At 58.6% G+C, this 15,568-nt stretch carries 19 protein-coding genes; all 19 read left to right on the top strand.

The window, feature by feature from the left end:
• The first annotated feature begins 180 nt into the window (after positions 1-180).
• The 19 genes from AC07YV_RS09920 (at position 181) to AC07YV_RS09830 (ending at position 15,522) form a co-directional block, all read left to right on the top strand.
• Complete coding sequence (locus AC07YV_RS09920) at positions 181-915, top strand: LexA family transcriptional regulator (RefSeq protein ID WP_102699411.1); 735 nt, start codon at positions 181-183, stop codon at positions 913-915.
• A gap of 494 nt (positions 916-1,409) precedes the next feature.
• Entirely contained in the window at positions 1,410-1,760 is a 351-nt protein-coding gene (locus tag AC07YV_RS09915) for a phage holin family protein (RefSeq protein WP_007971119.1), read from the top strand.
• 47 nt (positions 1,761-1,807) lie between these two features.
• The gene (locus AC07YV_RS09910; RefSeq protein WP_102699363.1) at positions 1,808-2,332 is read left to right on the top strand and encodes a hypothetical protein; all 525 of its coding nucleotides are present in this window, start codon (positions 1,808-1,810) and stop codon (positions 2,330-2,332) included.
• Positions 2,333-2,335: 3 nt separating this feature from the next.
• The gene (locus tag AC07YV_RS09905; RefSeq protein ID WP_102699362.1) at positions 2,336-2,947 is read left to right on the top strand and encodes a phage baseplate assembly protein V; all 612 of its coding nucleotides are present in this window, start codon (positions 2,336-2,338) and stop codon (positions 2,945-2,947) included.
• Positions 2,948-2,958: 11 nt separating this feature from the next.
• Positions 2,959-3,291: a hypothetical protein gene (locus AC07YV_RS09900; protein WP_007971123.1), complete on the top strand. Its 333-nt coding sequence runs from the start codon at positions 2,959-2,961 to the stop codon at positions 3,289-3,291.
• Positions 3,288-4,283 carry a baseplate J/gp47 family protein gene (locus AC07YV_RS09895; protein ID WP_102699361.1) on the top strand — a complete coding sequence of 332 codons (996 nt, stop codon included), beginning with the start codon at positions 3,288-3,290 and terminating at the stop codon, positions 4,281-4,283. The genes AC07YV_RS09900 and AC07YV_RS09895 overlap by 4 nt, the downstream gene beginning before the upstream one ends.
• Complete coding sequence (locus AC07YV_RS09890) at positions 4,280-4,915, top strand: phage tail protein I (RefSeq protein ID WP_102699360.1); 636 nt, start codon at positions 4,280-4,282, stop codon at positions 4,913-4,915. The genes AC07YV_RS09895 and AC07YV_RS09890 overlap by 4 nt, the downstream gene beginning before the upstream one ends.
• Positions 4,916-7,270 carry a phage tail protein gene (locus tag AC07YV_RS09885; protein WP_102699359.1) on the top strand — a complete coding sequence of 785 codons (2,355 nt, stop codon included), beginning with the start codon at positions 4,916-4,918 and terminating at the stop codon, positions 7,268-7,270.
• Between the two features lie 13 nt (positions 7,271-7,283).
• A complete protein-coding gene (locus AC07YV_RS09880; protein WP_102699358.1) occupies positions 7,284-7,709 on the top strand; it encodes a phage tail protein in 426 nt (141 codons plus the stop codon).
• Positions 7,710-7,806: 97 nt separating this feature from the next.
• A complete protein-coding gene (locus AC07YV_RS09875; RefSeq protein WP_102699357.1) occupies positions 7,807-8,016 on the top strand; it encodes a hypothetical protein in 210 nt (69 codons plus the stop codon).
• A gap of 1 nt (position 8,017) precedes the next feature.
• Positions 8,018-9,184, top strand: a complete 1,167-nt coding sequence (locus AC07YV_RS09870; RefSeq protein ID WP_102699356.1) for a phage tail sheath protein — start codon at positions 8,018-8,020, stop codon at positions 9,182-9,184.
• Positions 9,184-9,690 (top strand): phage major tail tube protein, encoded by a 507-nt coding sequence (locus AC07YV_RS09865; RefSeq protein ID WP_102699355.1) that lies wholly within the window; start codon positions 9,184-9,186, stop codon positions 9,688-9,690. The genes AC07YV_RS09870 and AC07YV_RS09865 overlap by 1 nt, the downstream gene beginning before the upstream one ends.
• 90 nt (positions 9,691-9,780) lie before the next feature.
• Entirely contained in the window at positions 9,781-10,365 is a 585-nt protein-coding gene (locus tag AC07YV_RS09860) for a phage tail assembly protein (RefSeq protein WP_102699354.1), read from the top strand.
• A gap of 128 nt (positions 10,366-10,493) precedes the next feature.
• Positions 10,494-12,782 carry a phage tail tape measure protein gene (locus AC07YV_RS09855; RefSeq protein ID WP_102699353.1) on the top strand — a complete coding sequence of 763 codons (2,289 nt, stop codon included), beginning with the start codon at positions 10,494-10,496 and terminating at the stop codon, positions 12,780-12,782.
• The gene (locus tag AC07YV_RS09850) at positions 12,782-13,165 is read left to right on the top strand and encodes a phage tail protein (protein WP_007971137.1); all 384 of its coding nucleotides are present in this window, start codon (positions 12,782-12,784) and stop codon (positions 13,163-13,165) included. The genes AC07YV_RS09855 and AC07YV_RS09850 overlap by 1 nt, the downstream gene beginning before the upstream one ends.
• Positions 13,158-13,370 (top strand): tail protein X, encoded by a 213-nt coding sequence (locus AC07YV_RS09845; RefSeq protein WP_102699352.1) that lies wholly within the window; start codon positions 13,158-13,160, stop codon positions 13,368-13,370. Before AC07YV_RS09850 ends, AC07YV_RS09845 begins: the two co-directional genes overlap by 8 nt.
• Positions 13,371-13,379: 9 nt before the next feature.
• Positions 13,380-14,396, top strand: coding sequence for a phage tail protein (locus AC07YV_RS09840; RefSeq protein WP_102699351.1), 1,017 nt, complete (start codon positions 13,380-13,382; stop codon positions 14,394-14,396).
• A gap of 41 nt (positions 14,397-14,437) precedes the next feature.
• Positions 14,438-15,001 (top strand): glycoside hydrolase family 19 protein, encoded by a 564-nt coding sequence (locus AC07YV_RS09835; protein WP_102699350.1) that lies wholly within the window; start codon positions 14,438-14,440, stop codon positions 14,999-15,001.
• Complete coding sequence (locus AC07YV_RS09830; RefSeq protein WP_102699349.1) at positions 14,983-15,522, top strand: lysis system i-spanin subunit Rz; 540 nt, start codon at positions 14,983-14,985, stop codon at positions 15,520-15,522. The genes AC07YV_RS09835 and AC07YV_RS09830 overlap by 19 nt, the downstream gene beginning before the upstream one ends.
• The last annotated feature ends 46 nt before the right edge of the window (positions 15,523-15,568 follow it).

Genomic DNA, 15,568 nt, shown 5'->3' with positions numbered 1-15,568 from the left:
GGGCAAAAGCGGGGCAACGGCCGGGCTTTTCCGCGATGGGCGCAAGGTTACCATGGGCGCTCTGCCCGACGCAGGCATCGCGGCCGGGTGACATCTTTTACGATGCAAAAAAGCAGGTTATGCATCGATCATGCAATTGGGCATTTGTCTTCTGCGAAAATAACCAGCACTATGCGCGTTATGCACAAACGCAACGTATCTACTGTCTTAAGAGCATTGCTCGACCAGCACGGGATCTCCCCCACGGAGCTTCACCGTCGTACCGGCGTGCCTCAATCCACGCTCTCGCGCATTCTCAGCGGGAAGATCGTCGATCCTTCGGATAAACATATTTCGAAGATCGCCGAGTACTTCTCCGTGAGCACCGACCAATTGCGGGGTCGCGCGGACGTCGTGCCCGCCGCCAATGCCGGGCGCGCTCCTGTGCACTCGGAACTCAAGGATATAAGCCTGTGGGACGACGATACCCCTGTCGATGACGACGAGGTGTCGGTCCCCTTTCTTCGCGAGGTTGAATTGGCCGCAGGATCGGGAAGATTCGTCATCGAAGAAAGCGAGCGCTCTAGCCTGCGCTTCGGCAAACGTAGCCTGCGCCATAACGGCGTACAGTTCGACCAGGCCAAGTGCGTGACAGTGCGGGGCAACAGCATGCTGCCGGTACTGCGCGATGGCGCCACGGTCGGGGTCAATGCTGGCAAGTGCGGCATTGGCGATATCGTTGACGGTGACCTTTATGCAATCAATCACAACGGCCAATTGCGGGTGAAGCAGCTGTATCGCCTGCCGACCGGGATTCGCCTGCGCAGCTTCAACCGCGACGAACATCCGGACGAGGACTACAGCTTCCAGGAAATCCAGGAAGAGCAGATTGTCATCCTCGGGCATGTCTTCTGGTGGGGCATGTACGCCCGCTAACAACCGCTCTATTCGATAAAACCCGCTCACGAGCGGGTTTTTTTTCGCCTGCCAAAAGCTCGTCAAGACCTGTGTGGATGGGGCTTTCATGCGTTTGTGCAAAACAAACGCATAAATAAATGCATTTGTGCATTGACTGTATATGCATCCATGCATATTCTTTGTCTCAAGCCGCTCGACAAAGCGGCTCGAAACGAAGCTCTTTAGTTCCACCACACAGGCAGCGATGAACCGGCCTTAACGGTTCAGAGGGTTGGCAACTGACCCGGGTGTGCAGCGTAAAGCACCAGAAGCAGTTATCCGGCGGGCAGGGACCGCGGTCGGAAGAACAATTTGAATCGATCCGTACCGCGCCAGTAGCGCCGAAAGATCAACGCGAAGGACCGCATTACTGAAAAGCCCGGCTCACACCGGGCTTTTTGGAATGCCTACCTGAAAAAAGGAAAGCGTTTAACCCTTACACAACATTCATCAATCACCCCGGGAGGCGTGACATGACAAACGAGCAACAAGCGTTGCTGGACATGCCGATCTGGCTCGTCATCGTCCTCGCCTTGCTGGGCGGGGTGTCCGGCGAAATGTGGCGCGCCGACAAGGAGGGCGCCCGCGGCTGGTCATTGCTGCGACGCCTGGCCTTGCGCTCCGGGGCCTGCATGATCTGCGGGGTCTCGGCAATCATGCTGCTGTATGCCGCAGGCGTGTCGATCTGGGCGGCGGGGGCTTTTGGTTGCCTGACGGCGATGGCCGGGGCGGATGTGGCCATCGGGCTTTATGAGCGTTGGGCGGCCAGGCGAATAGGCGTCTGTGAAGTGCCAGCCCGTGATTCTCGTCCCGACCAACAGTGAAATGGCAGGCTGATCGAGCTCGCTGAAATATGAACAGGATGTCCAATATGCCCTCCATCATCGAAAAACCCTCACAGTTTCTGGCTGCCATTGCCTTGGCGCTGAGCAACTCGGCACTCGGTATAAACGTCGGAAGTCATGAGGACTTCACGGAAGTCGGCGAACGACCGTGGGTCCTGATCACCATTGAGCGTGACGCACCTGGCTGCCCTGCCAGTGATGGGCGTATCGCTCATGTATTGACGATCTCGCTGCAAGTTATTGCGCAAGCCATGCAGGCTGGCTCCGGATTGGCCGCTTGTGATCTGGCCAGTGCACTCAAGGATATGGCCACGGATAACCGCTGGGGACTGCCGAAGGATCAATGCGACCTGCCGCTGAACCTCGACGCCATTCCTTCAATCCTCATCAGCGAAACACGGCAATACCCAACCTGGACCCTGTCCTTTAGCCAGGCGCTCTACCTCGGTCCGCTTCTGCTGGACGACCCGCTGGGCACTCCGAAGTTTGCCCGTACCTGGGAAGTCTCGAACATCGACGACCCGGATCAATACAAGGAACTGGAGGGCTGAGCCATGTTCGATGCGCTTTTACGTCTACAGCTTGGCCCGATCATTGAGCGTCTGGCTGAGATGGAGACCGAGTTTGAGGATCTCTACCGGCGTACTGACAGTCTGTGTCGCGTTGGTGTGTGCCAGGAGGTCGATCCGGTCGGCAACACTTGCAGAGTCAGGCACGGTGAACTGCTGACGCCGGCCATCCGCTTTTTCAACCCCAGTGCTGGGGGGCAAAGTGAGACGCGTATACCGTCCGTTGGCGAACAATGCCTGTTACTCAACCACGGCGGTGGTGAAAGCAGTTCTCAATCCGTTGCGTTATTCGGGCTGAACAGCAATCAGTTTCCCCCCGTCTCGACACAGGCATCGCTGACGCGTCGCCTCTATCGGGACGGCACTGAAAGCAGCTACGACGACGTCAGTCATGCCCTGCAATGGAAAAACGCCCCGGCGCTGCTGACCGCCTCTCGCGAAGTGCTCGAGTTGAAAATCGGCTCGGCGCGAATGGCGATGACTTCTGAATCCATTGAACTGCGCCTGGGTGCGACGGGGATGCGACTCGACGCTTCCGGTGTGCATCTGAGCGGCCCCTTGGTAGATCACGAGGGCCGTGTCATCAGCACTGCATAAAGAGTTTCCCCATGATTGGAATCGATCGTAATACAGGCGCGGCAGTCGACGACTGGCCTCAATTTGTACAGCGCGCAACCCGCGCGCTGACCACGCCGTTGGGTACACGTCAGAAGCGCCCTTTGTATGGCTGCGCCATCCCGGATTTATTGGGGCAGAACCTCGGTGACGACTTGTTGATCCTGGCCCAGAGCCATGCCGCGCAAGCGTTTTACAACCATCAGAACGGCATCGGGGATTTTCAACCAGATGTCATTGTCGCCAGTCGCCAGGGGGCGGGGTTGATGCTGCGTTTCTCTGGCACGTGGAAAAACCGTAATCAAACCTTCGAGGTGGTGACATGAGCATGTTGATACCGGGGCAGAACCAATTGTCGGAGCCGGCCATCGTCGCCGTCGACGCTTTTGAGGATCTGCTCGCAGAGTTCAAGACGTTTGTCGTCGAGTACGTGGGTGCCCGTTCCCCCGAGAATGCGGCAATGCTCAAACTCAGCCTTGAGAATGAAAGTGAACTGCTGACGCTGGCGTTAGAGGCGTTTTGTGTGCGTTTGCAACTTCACGAACGCAAGTACAACGCACGGATCAAGCAGATGCTGGCTTGGTGGGCTACCGGCAGCAATCTCGATGCCCGCCTCGCAGACATGGGCCTTGAACGCCAATTGCTGGATCCTGGTGACCCGGTGGCGTTTCCGCCGGTGGCCCCTGTGTATGAGAGCGACGACGATGCCCGGTTGCGTTATTACCTGGCACCCCACGCACCGGCCGCGGGTTCGCGGATGCAGTATCGCCGGGAAGTCTTCACCCTCGGCGAGCGGCCATCAGTGAGGGTGGAAACGGCAACCGCGGGTGAGGTAACTGTCACGTATACCTTCTCCCCGGACGGCTATGCCGCGCAGATCAAGGACGGTAATGGACGACGTACGGCTCCCGGCGAAGTGATGGTCACGGTGCTTTCGCGGGAGGGCGATGGTACGGCCAGCGACGATTTGCTCGAGGGTGTACGCCAGCACTTTTCCCGCCCCGATGTGCGGCCGGAGACCGATCGGGTCACCGTCCAGGGCGCGCATATCCAGAACTACAAGATCCGCGTGGTTGCCAGGATCAACGCCGGCCCTGATTCGGGGCTGACGAAAGCCGCTGCGCAACAGCAGCTGCAAGTTTATGCCGACAGTTGCCATCGCCTCGAAGGGCGGGTCGATCCGAGCTGGATCGACTACACGCTGCATAACGCCGGGGCAGTTCAGCTGGAGATTCTTGAACCCCTAGAGCCGATAGTGACGACGGCCTTCGAGGCGCCTTATTGCACGGGTGTCGAGGTGGAGGTGCTCACCCTATGAGTGATTCAACACCTCGTATAAGCCTGTTGCCGGTCAACAGTTCACCGTTGGAAAGGGCCCTCGATCTCGGCTTCGGTGTTTTGCTTGATCGCATTGCACCGCCTTTCCCCGAATTAATGAACCCTGCCGCGACGCCCTTGGCGTTTCTGCCTTACCTCGCGGCGGACCGGGGTGTCAGCGAGTGGAACGCTGAGGCAGTAGAGCTGGAAAAACGTTTGACGGTGGGTCTTGCCTGGCCCACCGCCCGGCAGGCCGGCACGCGGCAGGCGCTGGAAAACGCCGCCAAGGGCTTGCGCTTGATGCCTGAGGTGCGTGCCTGGTACGAACAGACGCCACCGGGTACGCCCTACAGCTTTTCCGTCAGGGCTTTTACCGATCAACCCTACAGCGAAGAGATCGACGCACGTCTGGATCGACGCCTGGCGGACGCCAAAAGCGAACGCGACAGCGTGTCGGTATCGGTCGGCTTGAGTGCCTTTGGCAGCCACGTCATCGGCGCGACGACCGTCTGCGGCGAGCTGGCGACGGTTTATCCGATTGTCATCGAAGGGCTGGAGGCATCGGGTGAAGCCTTTATGGCCGCCGGTCTCTACACCGTTGAAACATCCACTATTTATCCTCAGGGGGCCTGAATGGCTGACTATTACACCCTGCTCACCAATGCAGGGATTGCTTACGAAACCGCCTGCAAGGCTGCGGGCGTTCCTATCAGGCTGTCGCAGATTTCGGTAGGTGACGGCGGCGGCACGGTCTACAACCCGGCGGCCACCGCCACGGCGCTCAAGCGCGAAGTGTGGCGCGGACCACTCAATGCATTGTTCCAGGACGAAAAAAACCCGAGCTGGCTGTTGGCCGAGGTGACCATCCCGTCGGAGGTGGGTGGCTGGTATGTGCGGGAAGCGGGGCTGTGGACGGACACCGGCATTCTTTACGCGATCGTCAAATACCCGGAGTCGTTCAAGCCGATTCTGGCAACCTCAGGTTCAGGGAAAGAGTTTTACATTCGCTCGATTTTCGAGACCAGCAATGCTTCGCTGGTGACGCTGTTGATTGACGATACGGTGGTTAAAGCGACGCGAGCCTGGGTCGCGGACTTTGTAGCGGCAGAGCTGGGCAAGCTTGATGCCAAACAATCGGTGCGAGTAGCAACCACAGCCAACATCGCTTTGACTGGCGCTCAAATGATTGATGGTGTGGCTGTTGTCGCGGGCGATCGTGTCCTGGTCAAGAGTCAGACCCTGGCAAAGGACAATGGCATTTGGGTCGCGGCAGTGGCGGGCTGGACCCGTGCAAAGGACGCCGATTCAAGCGCTGACGTCACGTCAGGGCTGACGGTCTCTGTTGAGCAGGGGAATACGCTTTCCGATACGATCTGGCAGCTTGTCACGGATGGCGTGATTGTTCTCGGCACTACAGCCCTGACCTTTCAGGACGTGACCCAAGGGTTTGCACCGATCAACTCGCCAGCGTTGGTCAGCCCTACAGCGAATACGCCGGCGCAATTCGACAACTCGCAGTTGCTGATCAACTCGGCCTATCTGAGGCGGCGCGGCGTGGAGTTTGGCGAATACACCAACTACTCCGCGTCTACGGTCATGACCCTGGCGGACGTCGGTAAAATTGCGTCCTTCGCGGTCACTGGAGCGGCGATAGTTACCCTTCCTGTCGGGGGAGGCCTAATTCCGCGCGGTGCCGTTGTTTACCTTGTGTGCGGCCAAGGAACCCTCACAGTCACTTCGGGCCCTGGCGAGGTCATCGACGCGGTGAACTATCTAGGGAACATTTCGCTCGGGCCGGGAGACACGGCGGAGTTTGTCCGGATTGGCAATTTGTGGCGTTTGATTGGCGGCTCTGCCGCACTCAAGTATGCCGGCATCATGTCGGGTCCGAACTGGACAACGCAATCGTTGTTCGACGACTCCAAATCTATCGCCACGACAGAGTTTACCCGGCGCAGCCAAGGTAACTATCGCGGTTTTACCAGCCTGACTGCAGCCACGACGCTAACCACCGCGGCGGTCGGGACGATCGTAACGGTGATCGGGGCATTCCAGGTCACGCTGCCCGCGGCCAATGCGCTTCCGGCTGGCGGCGCGATCAACTTTCGCAACATTGGCAGCGGGGTGGTCACGGTAGTCTGTGCGGGGGCCGACAACATCAACTGTGGCAATGGTCAGATAGCCTCAATTGCACTTCAACCGGGTGGCGAACTCGAGTTGGTCGGCAATGGTGCCGCCAGTTGGTGGGCGTCGGGCTCCGCACAGTTACAGTATTCCGCGGTACTGGCAAACACACCTCCGCGCTTCGATAACACCAAAAAGCTTGTGACCACCGAATGGGCTAGAACGAGAGGGTTCGAGCTGGGGGGCTTCTATTCGTTCACCAACGCGTTGACCGGTATTGCGGCGCACTTGGGGGGGATGGTTCACGCCTTTGGTAGCGGACCTGCGTCATACAGTATCCCTGACTCCGCGGCCAACGGTGTTCTGCCTGGCTGCACTATTCGTTTGCAGAACTGGTCAGTGGCGAACCTGACCCTGGTCACTCAGGGCACAGACAAAATGCAAGAGAGTCTCGTCGTGGCGGCCAGTTCCGCGAGTCGTTCCATTCCCCCGGACACTTACATCGATATCACCTGCATTGGCAACGGGATCTGGTTGTTAATGGGTACGGGCGTAGCCGGCAAGACGGCACCGTTTGGTGCACTGATGGGGGTTAATGGCTATCAGAAGCTACCTTCCGGGTTGATCGTTCAATGGATGACGGCAGTCTTCTCAAGTGCTGCGCTGAACACGGCATTCAATTTACCGATTGCTTTTCCGAGCATGAATTTCGGTTGCACCGTGTCCCTGACCGACAGCGTCATTTATAGCTCGGGCGGGTCACCGTTTGTGTCGGGAATGGCTAACGGTTTGGGGCAGGTGCTATTGCAATCCAACTATACCGCCAGTCAATCGGCAGTCCGTGTACTTGCCTTCGGGATTTAAAAGGGGGAATACGATGATTTATTCCAGTAAAACAACGGGGCTTTTTCACGACTCGGATGTATCCAGCGAGCTTCCAGCTGACGCTATCGAGATATCGCATGAGTTACATAGCGAACTGTTGAATGGTCAGTCACAACTTAACAAGATCAACTTCGATACTGAACCGCCCTCATTGATAGAGCGTCCGCCGATGTCCCCTGAGCAATTGGCTGACATCGAGCGAGCTTGGCGTGATGTGCAGTTGGCGAAAACCGACGGTCTTGTGGCGCGTCAGCGCGACGAACTGGATGCTGGCGAAGCAACAACGCTCACGGCCGAACAGTACGCCGAGCTGCAGGTTTATCGACGCGAGTTGCGCGACTGGCCACAAGAGCCTGAATTTCCCCTGACGGATCACCGCCCGCTCGCACCTTCCTGGCTGTCCGGCCAGCTTCAATAAACGCCCCGTACCGTCGGGGCGTTTTCTTATCCGCTAATCAACACCCAATCCGCCCCTTCCTCGAAAAAGGGGCTTTTTTGTTTATGGAGAAACAGAAATGGCAGAACGCCAAACGTACACCGTGCTCCGTCCATTCCCCATTGGGGGTGGGCACTGGTCAAGCATCGGCCAGGAACTGAAATTGCTCGATGTGGAGGCCCGCGCGTTGTGCAGCGCCGGCCGCCTTGAACGGAAGAAAAACGAGGCGGACGAATCGACCGCTGAATCCAACCCGGCCAAAAAGGCCGCCACCAAGAAGGCTGAATAATATGGCTGAGGTTCTGAACTTCGAACACAACGGCATCAGCGTCAATGCCTCCGAGTCCCCCGAGGCCATGGGTGGCCTGGGTGATAACGTCATCGGTCTGATCGGCACCGCACCGAAGGCCGATCTGCTTGTTCCACGCAATGCCCCTTTCCGCATCAACAGCTTCACCACCCAGGCACTGCTCGATCCAACCGGCGCCGAAGAAGGCACGCTGTTCCACGCGGTTTTCCAGATCCTGAAAGTGGTCAAGGTGCCGGTCTACGTGGTCATCGTCGACGAGGGCACAACGCCGGCCGACACGCTGAACAATGTGATCGGCGGCGTCGATCCGTTGACTGGCCGCAAGCTCGGTCTCGCTGCACTCAGCGGCGTGCCAGAAGACCTGACCATCATCGGTGCACCGGGTTTTACCAGTACCAAGGCGGTCGCCAGTGAGTTTGCCTCATTCGGCAAGCGCATCAAGGCGCGCGTGGTGCTCGACGGCAAGGATGCCGCCGTTGCCGATCAGGTGACTTACAGCCAGGAACTGGGCGGTGCGGAACTCGGTTTCGATCGATGCCTGCTGGTGCACAACATGCCATCGGTGTACTCCAAGGCGGCGAAGAAAAACGTGTTCCTGTCGCCTTCAAGCCTGGCCATCGCTGCGCTGGCCAAGGTCAAGCAATGGGAAAGTCCGGGCAACCAGGTGACCTTCGCCGAGGACGTTTCCCGAGTCGTGGAATACAACATCCTCGACAAGTCCACCGAGGGCGATCTGCTTAACCGCTATGGCATCAGCTACTACGCCCGCACGGTCCTCGGCGGTTTCTCGCTGCTGGGAAACCGCTCCATCACCGGCAAGTTCATCAGCTATGTCGGCCTCGAAGATGCGATCAGCCGCAAGCTGGTGGCAGCCGGCCAGAAGGCGATGGCGAAAAACCTGACCAAGTCGTTCATGGATCAGGAGGTCAAGCGCATCAATGACTGGCTGCAAACCCTGGTCGCCGACGAAACCATTCCAGGCGGCAGTGTCTACCTGCACCCGGAATTGAACAGCGTCGAGAAGTACAAGAACGGCACCTGGTACGTGGTCATCGACTACGGCCGCTACGCGCCGAACGAACACATGGTTTATCAACTCAATGCCCGCGATGAAATCATCGAGCAGTTCCTGGAGGACGTTCTCTAATGTTTACCAACCGCGTAAGACAGGCCATCGCGGCCACCCTGCAAGGCTTGCCGTTGTCGGCGACTGTGGAGGAATTCACCCCGCCGAAGATCGAGTTCGAAATGGAACCAATGGCCGGCGGCCGCTTTATCGTCGAGGAAATGGCCAAGAGCGGCAAAGTGCTGGGAGCCCAGTTGGTCCTGCAAGGTGCCGGGCCGGAAATCATGCTGGCGCTGGGCGTGAAGCCGGGCGAAGACATCCTGCTGAATGTGCGTGAAGCGGGTCAGGATCAGGACGGCAATACCTGGTTCACCTACCACACCGTCGGCGGCAAGCTGAAGTCCCTGGATGTAGCCAAACTGAAGATGGGCGAAAAACTCACTACCACGCTGGACTTGTCCTGCCGCACCTACAACCGTCTGGAAAACGGCATCCCGGTGATCGACATCGATGTGCGCACCCAGAAGTTCATGCTCAATGGCGTCGACATCCTGGGCGACGCCCGTCGGGCGGTGTTGCTGCCGTAACGCTTCGCTGAACTCCCCAATGCCGCCTTCACCCGTCGGTTCGCCGACCTGCTGCGGGCGGCTTTCCTTTTTCTTCAAGGAACTCATGCCATGTCATGGACACCCCCCAAACATATCCTGTTGTCGCCGATCACCGGTGACGAGGGTGCGCAGATCGCGCAAATCCAGCTCAAGCCGTTGTACTACGCCGCGCAAAAAGAAGCCCTGGCCCGTGCCGGAGATGATGAGGACGACCAGTTCTTCGAGCTGGCATTGCTGGCCACCGGACTGTCGGCCAAGGAACTCGACCAACTCAAACGCCCGGACTACGTGAGCATCGCGCAATACGTTCATCAAATGTCGACCTTGCCGTCCTCGCACTTCCTGGCACAAGGCGAAGACGCGGCAAAACCGTCGGCCTCCCCCGATGAAGTGACCCTGCTGCAACCCCTCGCGGCAGCGGGGCGCACGCTGGCTTCATTGACCCTGGAAATGCCGGTGCTGCGCGCGACCAAGGCGATGAAGAAGCTCAAGACGGCCAAGGAACGCGCCGAATTCATCACTGCCCACTGCACCGGCCTGATGCTTCCCGACCTGGCCTCGCTGACCGTGCCCGACTGGACCCAGCTGCAGGTGCGCATCGACGATTTTTTAAACAAACCGGCGGACTTCTTTCGGAGCGCGACATCGAAGTAATCCTCGATGTGGTGCCGCTCATTTACCCGGTAAGTGAGGCGGAGATTCTGGAGTGGGACGCTGGCAAGGCATTACGCCGCTACGACATCGCGATCACTCGCCTTGGCGTGAAACAGGAGTAGAGCGGGATGGCGGACGAAAAGTATTCGCTAAGAAACGCGGCCATCAATCCAGGGGGGCTGGCGTTCGGTGATATCAGCCTGGATGCAGCCGTAGAGGCGAGTCTTTCGCCAGTGCAAGTCATGGGCGTGTTTGCTGCGCAACAAATGTCCACTCTTGGTCTGACGCTGGAAGCGCTTGGGCAAAAAATCAGCCTGCTGACGACGGCTATCGAGTCATTGAGACTGAAACTGTCGTCTCAGCGTTCGTTGTCGCAATCTCCTGGTGCCGATGCCAAAAATGAGTCGGTCAGTGAGCAAGCAGATCCAGATAAGGCTGGTGGCCGTATTGAACCGCCGGATCTGCTCAAACCGATGATAGAGATTGACTCGGTCATGGCCGATCTGAGGCAGGCCGCCCGGTTCAACCCGAACCAGAGCAAGGAGGTGCTGCAATCAACTCTGATCATGAGCACCGCTCCGCTGGTGGCAGCCGGCGGGACGAGCCTGGTTGATCTGCTGAAGATTGAGAGCCTGGCTGCCAAGGCAGGGATTGTCAGTAATCTGCCCAATGCCTCGGACCGTCAACTTGTACTGCATAGTTTCGCCAGTGATGCTGCGGTCACCGCAACGGCGTTCAAAGTGCCGGCCATGGAAGTCGCAGAGATGATGGTCGGTTGGCGAAACTCCATGAAGCTCACGAGTGAGGCGTCCTTTGATCTGGCGGACGCCATCAACCATTTGGGCAAGAGCCCCGGGGATGCCACGGCGGCCGACATCGGTGGCGTCTTGCAGCGTGACGGCGGTGCTGCTACGGCGGCAGGCCTGACACCCGCTCAAGCCGCTGCACTGACAGCGGCGTTGTTGAATACCGGAACGCAAAAGGCCGATGCTGGCGCCGCTCTAAGTCATATCGTTACCGCGATGGGCAAGGGCGACAAGGTGTCCGCAACCGAGCGTGCGGCATGGCAGCAGCTGAATATTGCCCCCGCAGTCGTGGCCAGCGAGTTGCGCCAGGACGGTCAAGCACCGGGCGTTGTAATGTCGGTGCTTGCCGCATTGAACAACCAACCTGCCGAGGTACGCACATCGTTGGCGACCACGTTGTTTGCCGACAGTGGTGAAGCGGCGTTGCGCCTGTCGAACAGTCTTTCCGAGGTCAACCAGGCTTTCTGGCAGGTGTTGGATAATCGCCAGTACGCCACGTCGGAGCTGGGCAACGGGGGCGCGGTTAAGCAGGATGCGCTGGCACAATCCAGGACCCAGCAGGGCCAGTGGAATCTCTTCAATGCGCGTAACGAGCGTCTGTCCATGGTCGCCAGCAGTGAGCTGACGCCCGTGGCGGATAGTGCGCTGGCCTCTCTCGGTTCTCTGACGGATCGTCTGACTGAACTGGCTGAAGCCTTTCCGAAAACCGCAGCAGGCATCGTGGTTGTAGCGGCAGCTGTAAAACCATTGATCAGCGAATTGTTCAAGGCTGTGGGGGATGAATTAGTCAACCGGGCGGCCAAGCGTGTGCTGGATGGCGCGGCTGCGAGACTGCCTCGCCGATTGGGTAGGCTGATCTCCGAGGACGTTGGAAAAACTGACCGCGCGGAAAAGACAGTCAAGTCGGACAAGTCGGAAAAGACAGTCAAGTCGGACAGGTCGGACAAACTGGAAAAGCCGGACAAGCTGGACAAACCGGATGTGAAGGCCGGGAATCAACGTCCCGAAGCCGTTGGGGAACCGGGGAAAAACATCGGTAAACAAGGTATTCGCTCAGTCAAGGTTCGTCGTTTAACTGGAGCGACGGCTTCATTGCGCTCGGTGTCTCGCAATGCACCAGGACCATTGAAATTTTTGAGTGCGGCCCCCGATGTGGTCGAGGGCGTGCTTGCCGGTGATAAACGAATGGTGGCGGCAGGGCTGGGCACGGCAGGTGGCGGTTGGGCGGGAGCTACCGCTGGCGCGTCTTTTGGGGCTTCTTTGGGCAGTGTTGTTCCAATAGTCGGCACGGCTATAGGCGGAGTTGTCGGGGCGTTGGTAGGCGGCTGGATTGGAAGTGAGTCGGGCGAATGGCTGGGTGAAAAAATTGTCTCCACCAAAGATCGGCTCGCGGCCCCGGATCAAGTCAGTAAAAGCATCAGCGATTCCCAGACAACCCATCAGCAAAACAACTTGACCGCGAACATCTACATCAACGGTCAGGATCAGGCCAGTGCCAGCCAATTGGCCAACCTGGTGGTTCAGCAAATCACCGGACAATTCGGGCTGATGACCCTGCCGAACTCACTCGCGATGCGAAGCGACGCGGCCCTGACAGATGGAGGTACGTAATGCGCCAGCAAATGGTCCTGGGCAGTTTCATTTTCGGCCTGTCCAGAAACTTTGCCTACAGCACCCTGCTACGCAAGTCGGACGGTGGCTGGACGAACATCGATATCCTCACCAGCAAACCCAAAACCACTCAGACCGGCCAGGGCCTGCAAACCCTGACGATCACCGGCAAGTCGATGTACGCGACCGCCATGGATCGACTCGATGAATTGCGCGCCTTGCAGGCCTTGCGCACGCCGTTGCCATTGGTGGATGGCATTGGCCGTAACTGGGGCCTGTGGCGGATCAGCAGCCTGTCGGAAACCCAAAACAACATCATCGATGACGGCACCGCGATGGTGGTCGACTGGGTGATTGAATTGATGGAGTTCGCCAATGCGTAGGGTTCGAAGCATCGCCGGTGATTCGGTGAATCTGTTGTTGTACCGCGAGCTTGAACGTTGTGACGACGCTGCCGAGGAAGCGCTGTGGCGTCTTAATCCGGAGCTTGCCGAGCACGCTGCGGTACTGCCGGCAGGGGTGTGGGTTGTTCTGCCGGAGGTGGACTCAAAACCCGTTTCACCCACACCGGTTTCGGCCTGGGATTAAGGAGGCGGCATGTCACTGGGTTTCACGCCAGCGGTGGAAATCTACGGCGCCAATGCGGCGCTGCTCAACGAACGCTTGCTCGATTGGCAACACGTCGACGCGGCGGGCATCGAGTCCGATCAACTGACACTCTCGATTGATCTGCAAGGTCTTGAAGGGTTGCCCGACCTGGGCGAAAAAATCGGCCTGCGGGTGGGTTACCTGGAGTCGGGGCTGGTGGATAAAGGAGAGTTCGTCATTACCCGGCGTACGCCAACCCTGTTCCCCTTGCGCCTGACGCTGGTGGCCACGGCTGCGCCGTTCAGTGCGGCGGATCAAACCGGGTTCAAACAACGTCGGTCGGTCAGCCACGGGCCTACGACCCTGGGAGCGCTGTTTCGACAATTGACCTCCAGGCACGGATTTTCCCCGCGTGTGGCCCCGGATCTGGCGCTGATTAAAATTGCGCACATTGATCAGTCCAATGAAACGGACATGGGGTTTTTGACCCGGCTGGCCTACCTGCACGACGCTGTCGCCAAACCGTTCAACGAATTGTATGTGCTGGCGCGGCGGGGGCAGGTGAAGTCGCTGTCGGGCAAGGTTCTGGCGCCGGTAACACTGTCAGTGACCACCAACAATCATCCGGGAGACAACGCCTTTGTCTCTGCGACCCTGGATGAAACTGCCCGCGCCAAATACCAGGGTTGCAGGATAAGTTGGTGGGACGCAGCGGCGGGTCAAGAGCGAGTGGAGGAGAGCGGTATTGCGCCGTTCAAGACGCTGCGCAAGCGCTGTCAGGGTGCCGACGACGCTCGAGCTGCCGCGGAAGGTGAAGTGCGCCGGATGATGCGCGAAACGCTCAAGGTAAAGATTGTTTGCCCGGGCAATCCGGCACTGGGCGCAGAAGGGTTGGTGGTGCTGGATGACACTTGGCCTGACTTCATGCGAGGACGCTGGTCGATCGACAAGGTCACCGCCAGTGGAAGTCGAAAGGACAGCTATCGTTGCACGATTGCAGCGACTTGCCTGGCTTTAGCTTCGTAACACCGTTACTACATCGTTTATCAATCAATTGAGGTCAAACCATGCCGCTGACTGAACGGCAGCTTCTCAAAATCATGCCAGGCGCCCGCACCCAAGCGGGCGTTTTTATTTCCGCTCTCAAAATTGCCATGGCTAATCACCGCATCAATACGCCCAAGCGCATCGCTGCGTTCCTCGCGCAAGTCGGTCATGAGTCCGGGCAGTTGCAGTACGTGCGGGAGTTGGGCAGCGATCAGTACCTGAGCCAGTACGATACGGGTGCCCTGGCTGTACGCCTGGGCAATACCGCAGAACCTGACCTCGACGGCCAGAAGTATCGCGGACGCGGTTTGATTCAGGTCACCGGTCGCAACAACTACCGTCAATGCAGCCTCGGCCTCTTCGGTGACGATCGCCTGCTGGCCTCGCCTGAACTGCTCGAGCAACCGCAATGGGCTGCCGAATCCGCTGCGTGGTATTGGGCGCAAAACGGTCTGAACGAATTGGCCGATCGCGACCAGTTCAACAGCATCACCCGCCGCATCAACGGCGGTTTGAATGGGCTGCAGGATCGCTTGCAGCTATGGGCGCGGGCGAGGGCAGTGTTATGTCAGCCTTCGGTTTGATTTCGGCGCCTTACCAAACGGCCGTTAGTGGTGTTTTGCTGATGATGCTGCTGGTGGGCGGCTCGGCGGCGCTGGCCTGGCGTATTCAGGATTGGCGCTATGCGGGGCGACTGGAAGAACAGGCCAGATTGCACCATGAAACGCTGAATCAACTGACCCTGGTTGCTCAAACCCAGAGGCAGGCGGAGCAGGACAAGCGCCTCTCCCTGGAGCAGCAATTGTCCACCAGCGAAAAAAAACATTACCGAGTGCTAAGCGATGTTCAACGTGATCAGGATCGCCTGCGCGATCGTCTTGCCACTGCCGATCTGCGCCTGTCAGTCCTCCTCGATGCAGGCGATGTTGCCCCCGACCGTGCAGTGCCAGGCACCTCCGGCCCCGGCGGCGTGGATCATGGCGCCGTACGCGCCCGACTTGACCCGGCGCATGCTCAACGAATTATCGCCATTACCGACGCCGGCGACCGCGGACTGATTGCCTTGCAGGCTTGTCAGGCTTATGTCAGAGCGCTTGCGCACTAACATTTTGATCGGTCCTGTCGCTTGCAAGTGCGGTCTGCTGGTGTAC

The organism is Pseudomonas sp. GW456-E7 (assembly GCF_059424105.1).
Note: the sequence above shows the minus strand (reverse complement) of the source record. Positions and strands in the feature narration are given on the sequence as shown.

Bases quoted from the DNA above. Each gene is read 5' to 3' on its own strand.
- AC07YV_RS09875 (WP_102699357.1), top strand. From the start codon at position 7,807: ATGGCAGAACGCCAAACGTACACCGTGCTCCGTCCATTCCCCATTGGG.
- AC07YV_RS09855 (WP_102699353.1), top strand. From the start codon at position 10,494: ATGGCGGACGAAAAGTATTCGCTAAGAAACGCGGCCATCAATCCAGGG.
- AC07YV_RS09890 (WP_102699360.1), top strand. From the start codon at position 4,280: ATGAGTGATTCAACACCTCGTATAAGCCTGTTGCCGGTCAACAGTTCA.
- AC07YV_RS09885 (WP_102699359.1), top strand. From the start codon at position 4,916: ATGGCTGACTATTACACCCTGCTCACCAATGCAGGGATTGCTTACGAA.
- AC07YV_RS09840 (WP_102699351.1), top strand. From the start codon at position 13,380: ATGTCACTGGGTTTCACGCCAGCGGTGGAAATCTACGGCGCCAATGCG.
- AC07YV_RS09865 (WP_102699355.1), top strand. From the start codon at position 9,184: ATGTTTACCAACCGCGTAAGACAGGCCATCGCGGCCACCCTGCAAGGC.
- AC07YV_RS09850 (WP_007971137.1), top strand. From the start codon at position 12,782: ATGCGCCAGCAAATGGTCCTGGGCAGTTTCATTTTCGGCCTGTCCAGA.
- AC07YV_RS09920 (WP_102699411.1), top strand. From the start codon at position 181: ATGCACAAACGCAACGTATCTACTGTCTTAAGAGCATTGCTCGACCAG.
- AC07YV_RS09910 (WP_102699363.1), top strand. From the start codon at position 1,808: ATGCCCTCCATCATCGAAAAACCCTCACAGTTTCTGGCTGCCATTGCC.
- AC07YV_RS09860 (WP_102699354.1), top strand. From the start codon at position 9,781: ATGTCATGGACACCCCCCAAACATATCCTGTTGTCGCCGATCACCGGT.
- AC07YV_RS09870 (WP_102699356.1), top strand. From the start codon at position 8,018: ATGGCTGAGGTTCTGAACTTCGAACACAACGGCATCAGCGTCAATGCC.
- AC07YV_RS09895 (WP_102699361.1), top strand. From the start codon at position 3,288: ATGAGCATGTTGATACCGGGGCAGAACCAATTGTCGGAGCCGGCCATC.
- AC07YV_RS09915 (WP_007971119.1), top strand. From the start codon at position 1,410: ATGACAAACGAGCAACAAGCGTTGCTGGACATGCCGATCTGGCTCGTC.
- AC07YV_RS09905 (WP_102699362.1), top strand. From the start codon at position 2,336: ATGTTCGATGCGCTTTTACGTCTACAGCTTGGCCCGATCATTGAGCGT.
- AC07YV_RS09880 (WP_102699358.1), top strand. From the start codon at position 7,284: ATGATTTATTCCAGTAAAACAACGGGGCTTTTTCACGACTCGGATGTA.
- AC07YV_RS09900 (WP_007971123.1), top strand. From the start codon at position 2,959: ATGATTGGAATCGATCGTAATACAGGCGCGGCAGTCGACGACTGGCCT.
- AC07YV_RS09835 (WP_102699350.1), top strand. From the start codon at position 14,438: ATGCCGCTGACTGAACGGCAGCTTCTCAAAATCATGCCAGGCGCCCGC.
- AC07YV_RS09830 (WP_102699349.1), top strand. From the start codon at position 14,983: ATGTCAGCCTTCGGTTTGATTTCGGCGCCTTACCAAACGGCCGTTAGT.
- AC07YV_RS09845 (WP_102699352.1), top strand. From the start codon at position 13,158: ATGCGTAGGGTTCGAAGCATCGCCGGTGATTCGGTGAATCTGTTGTTG.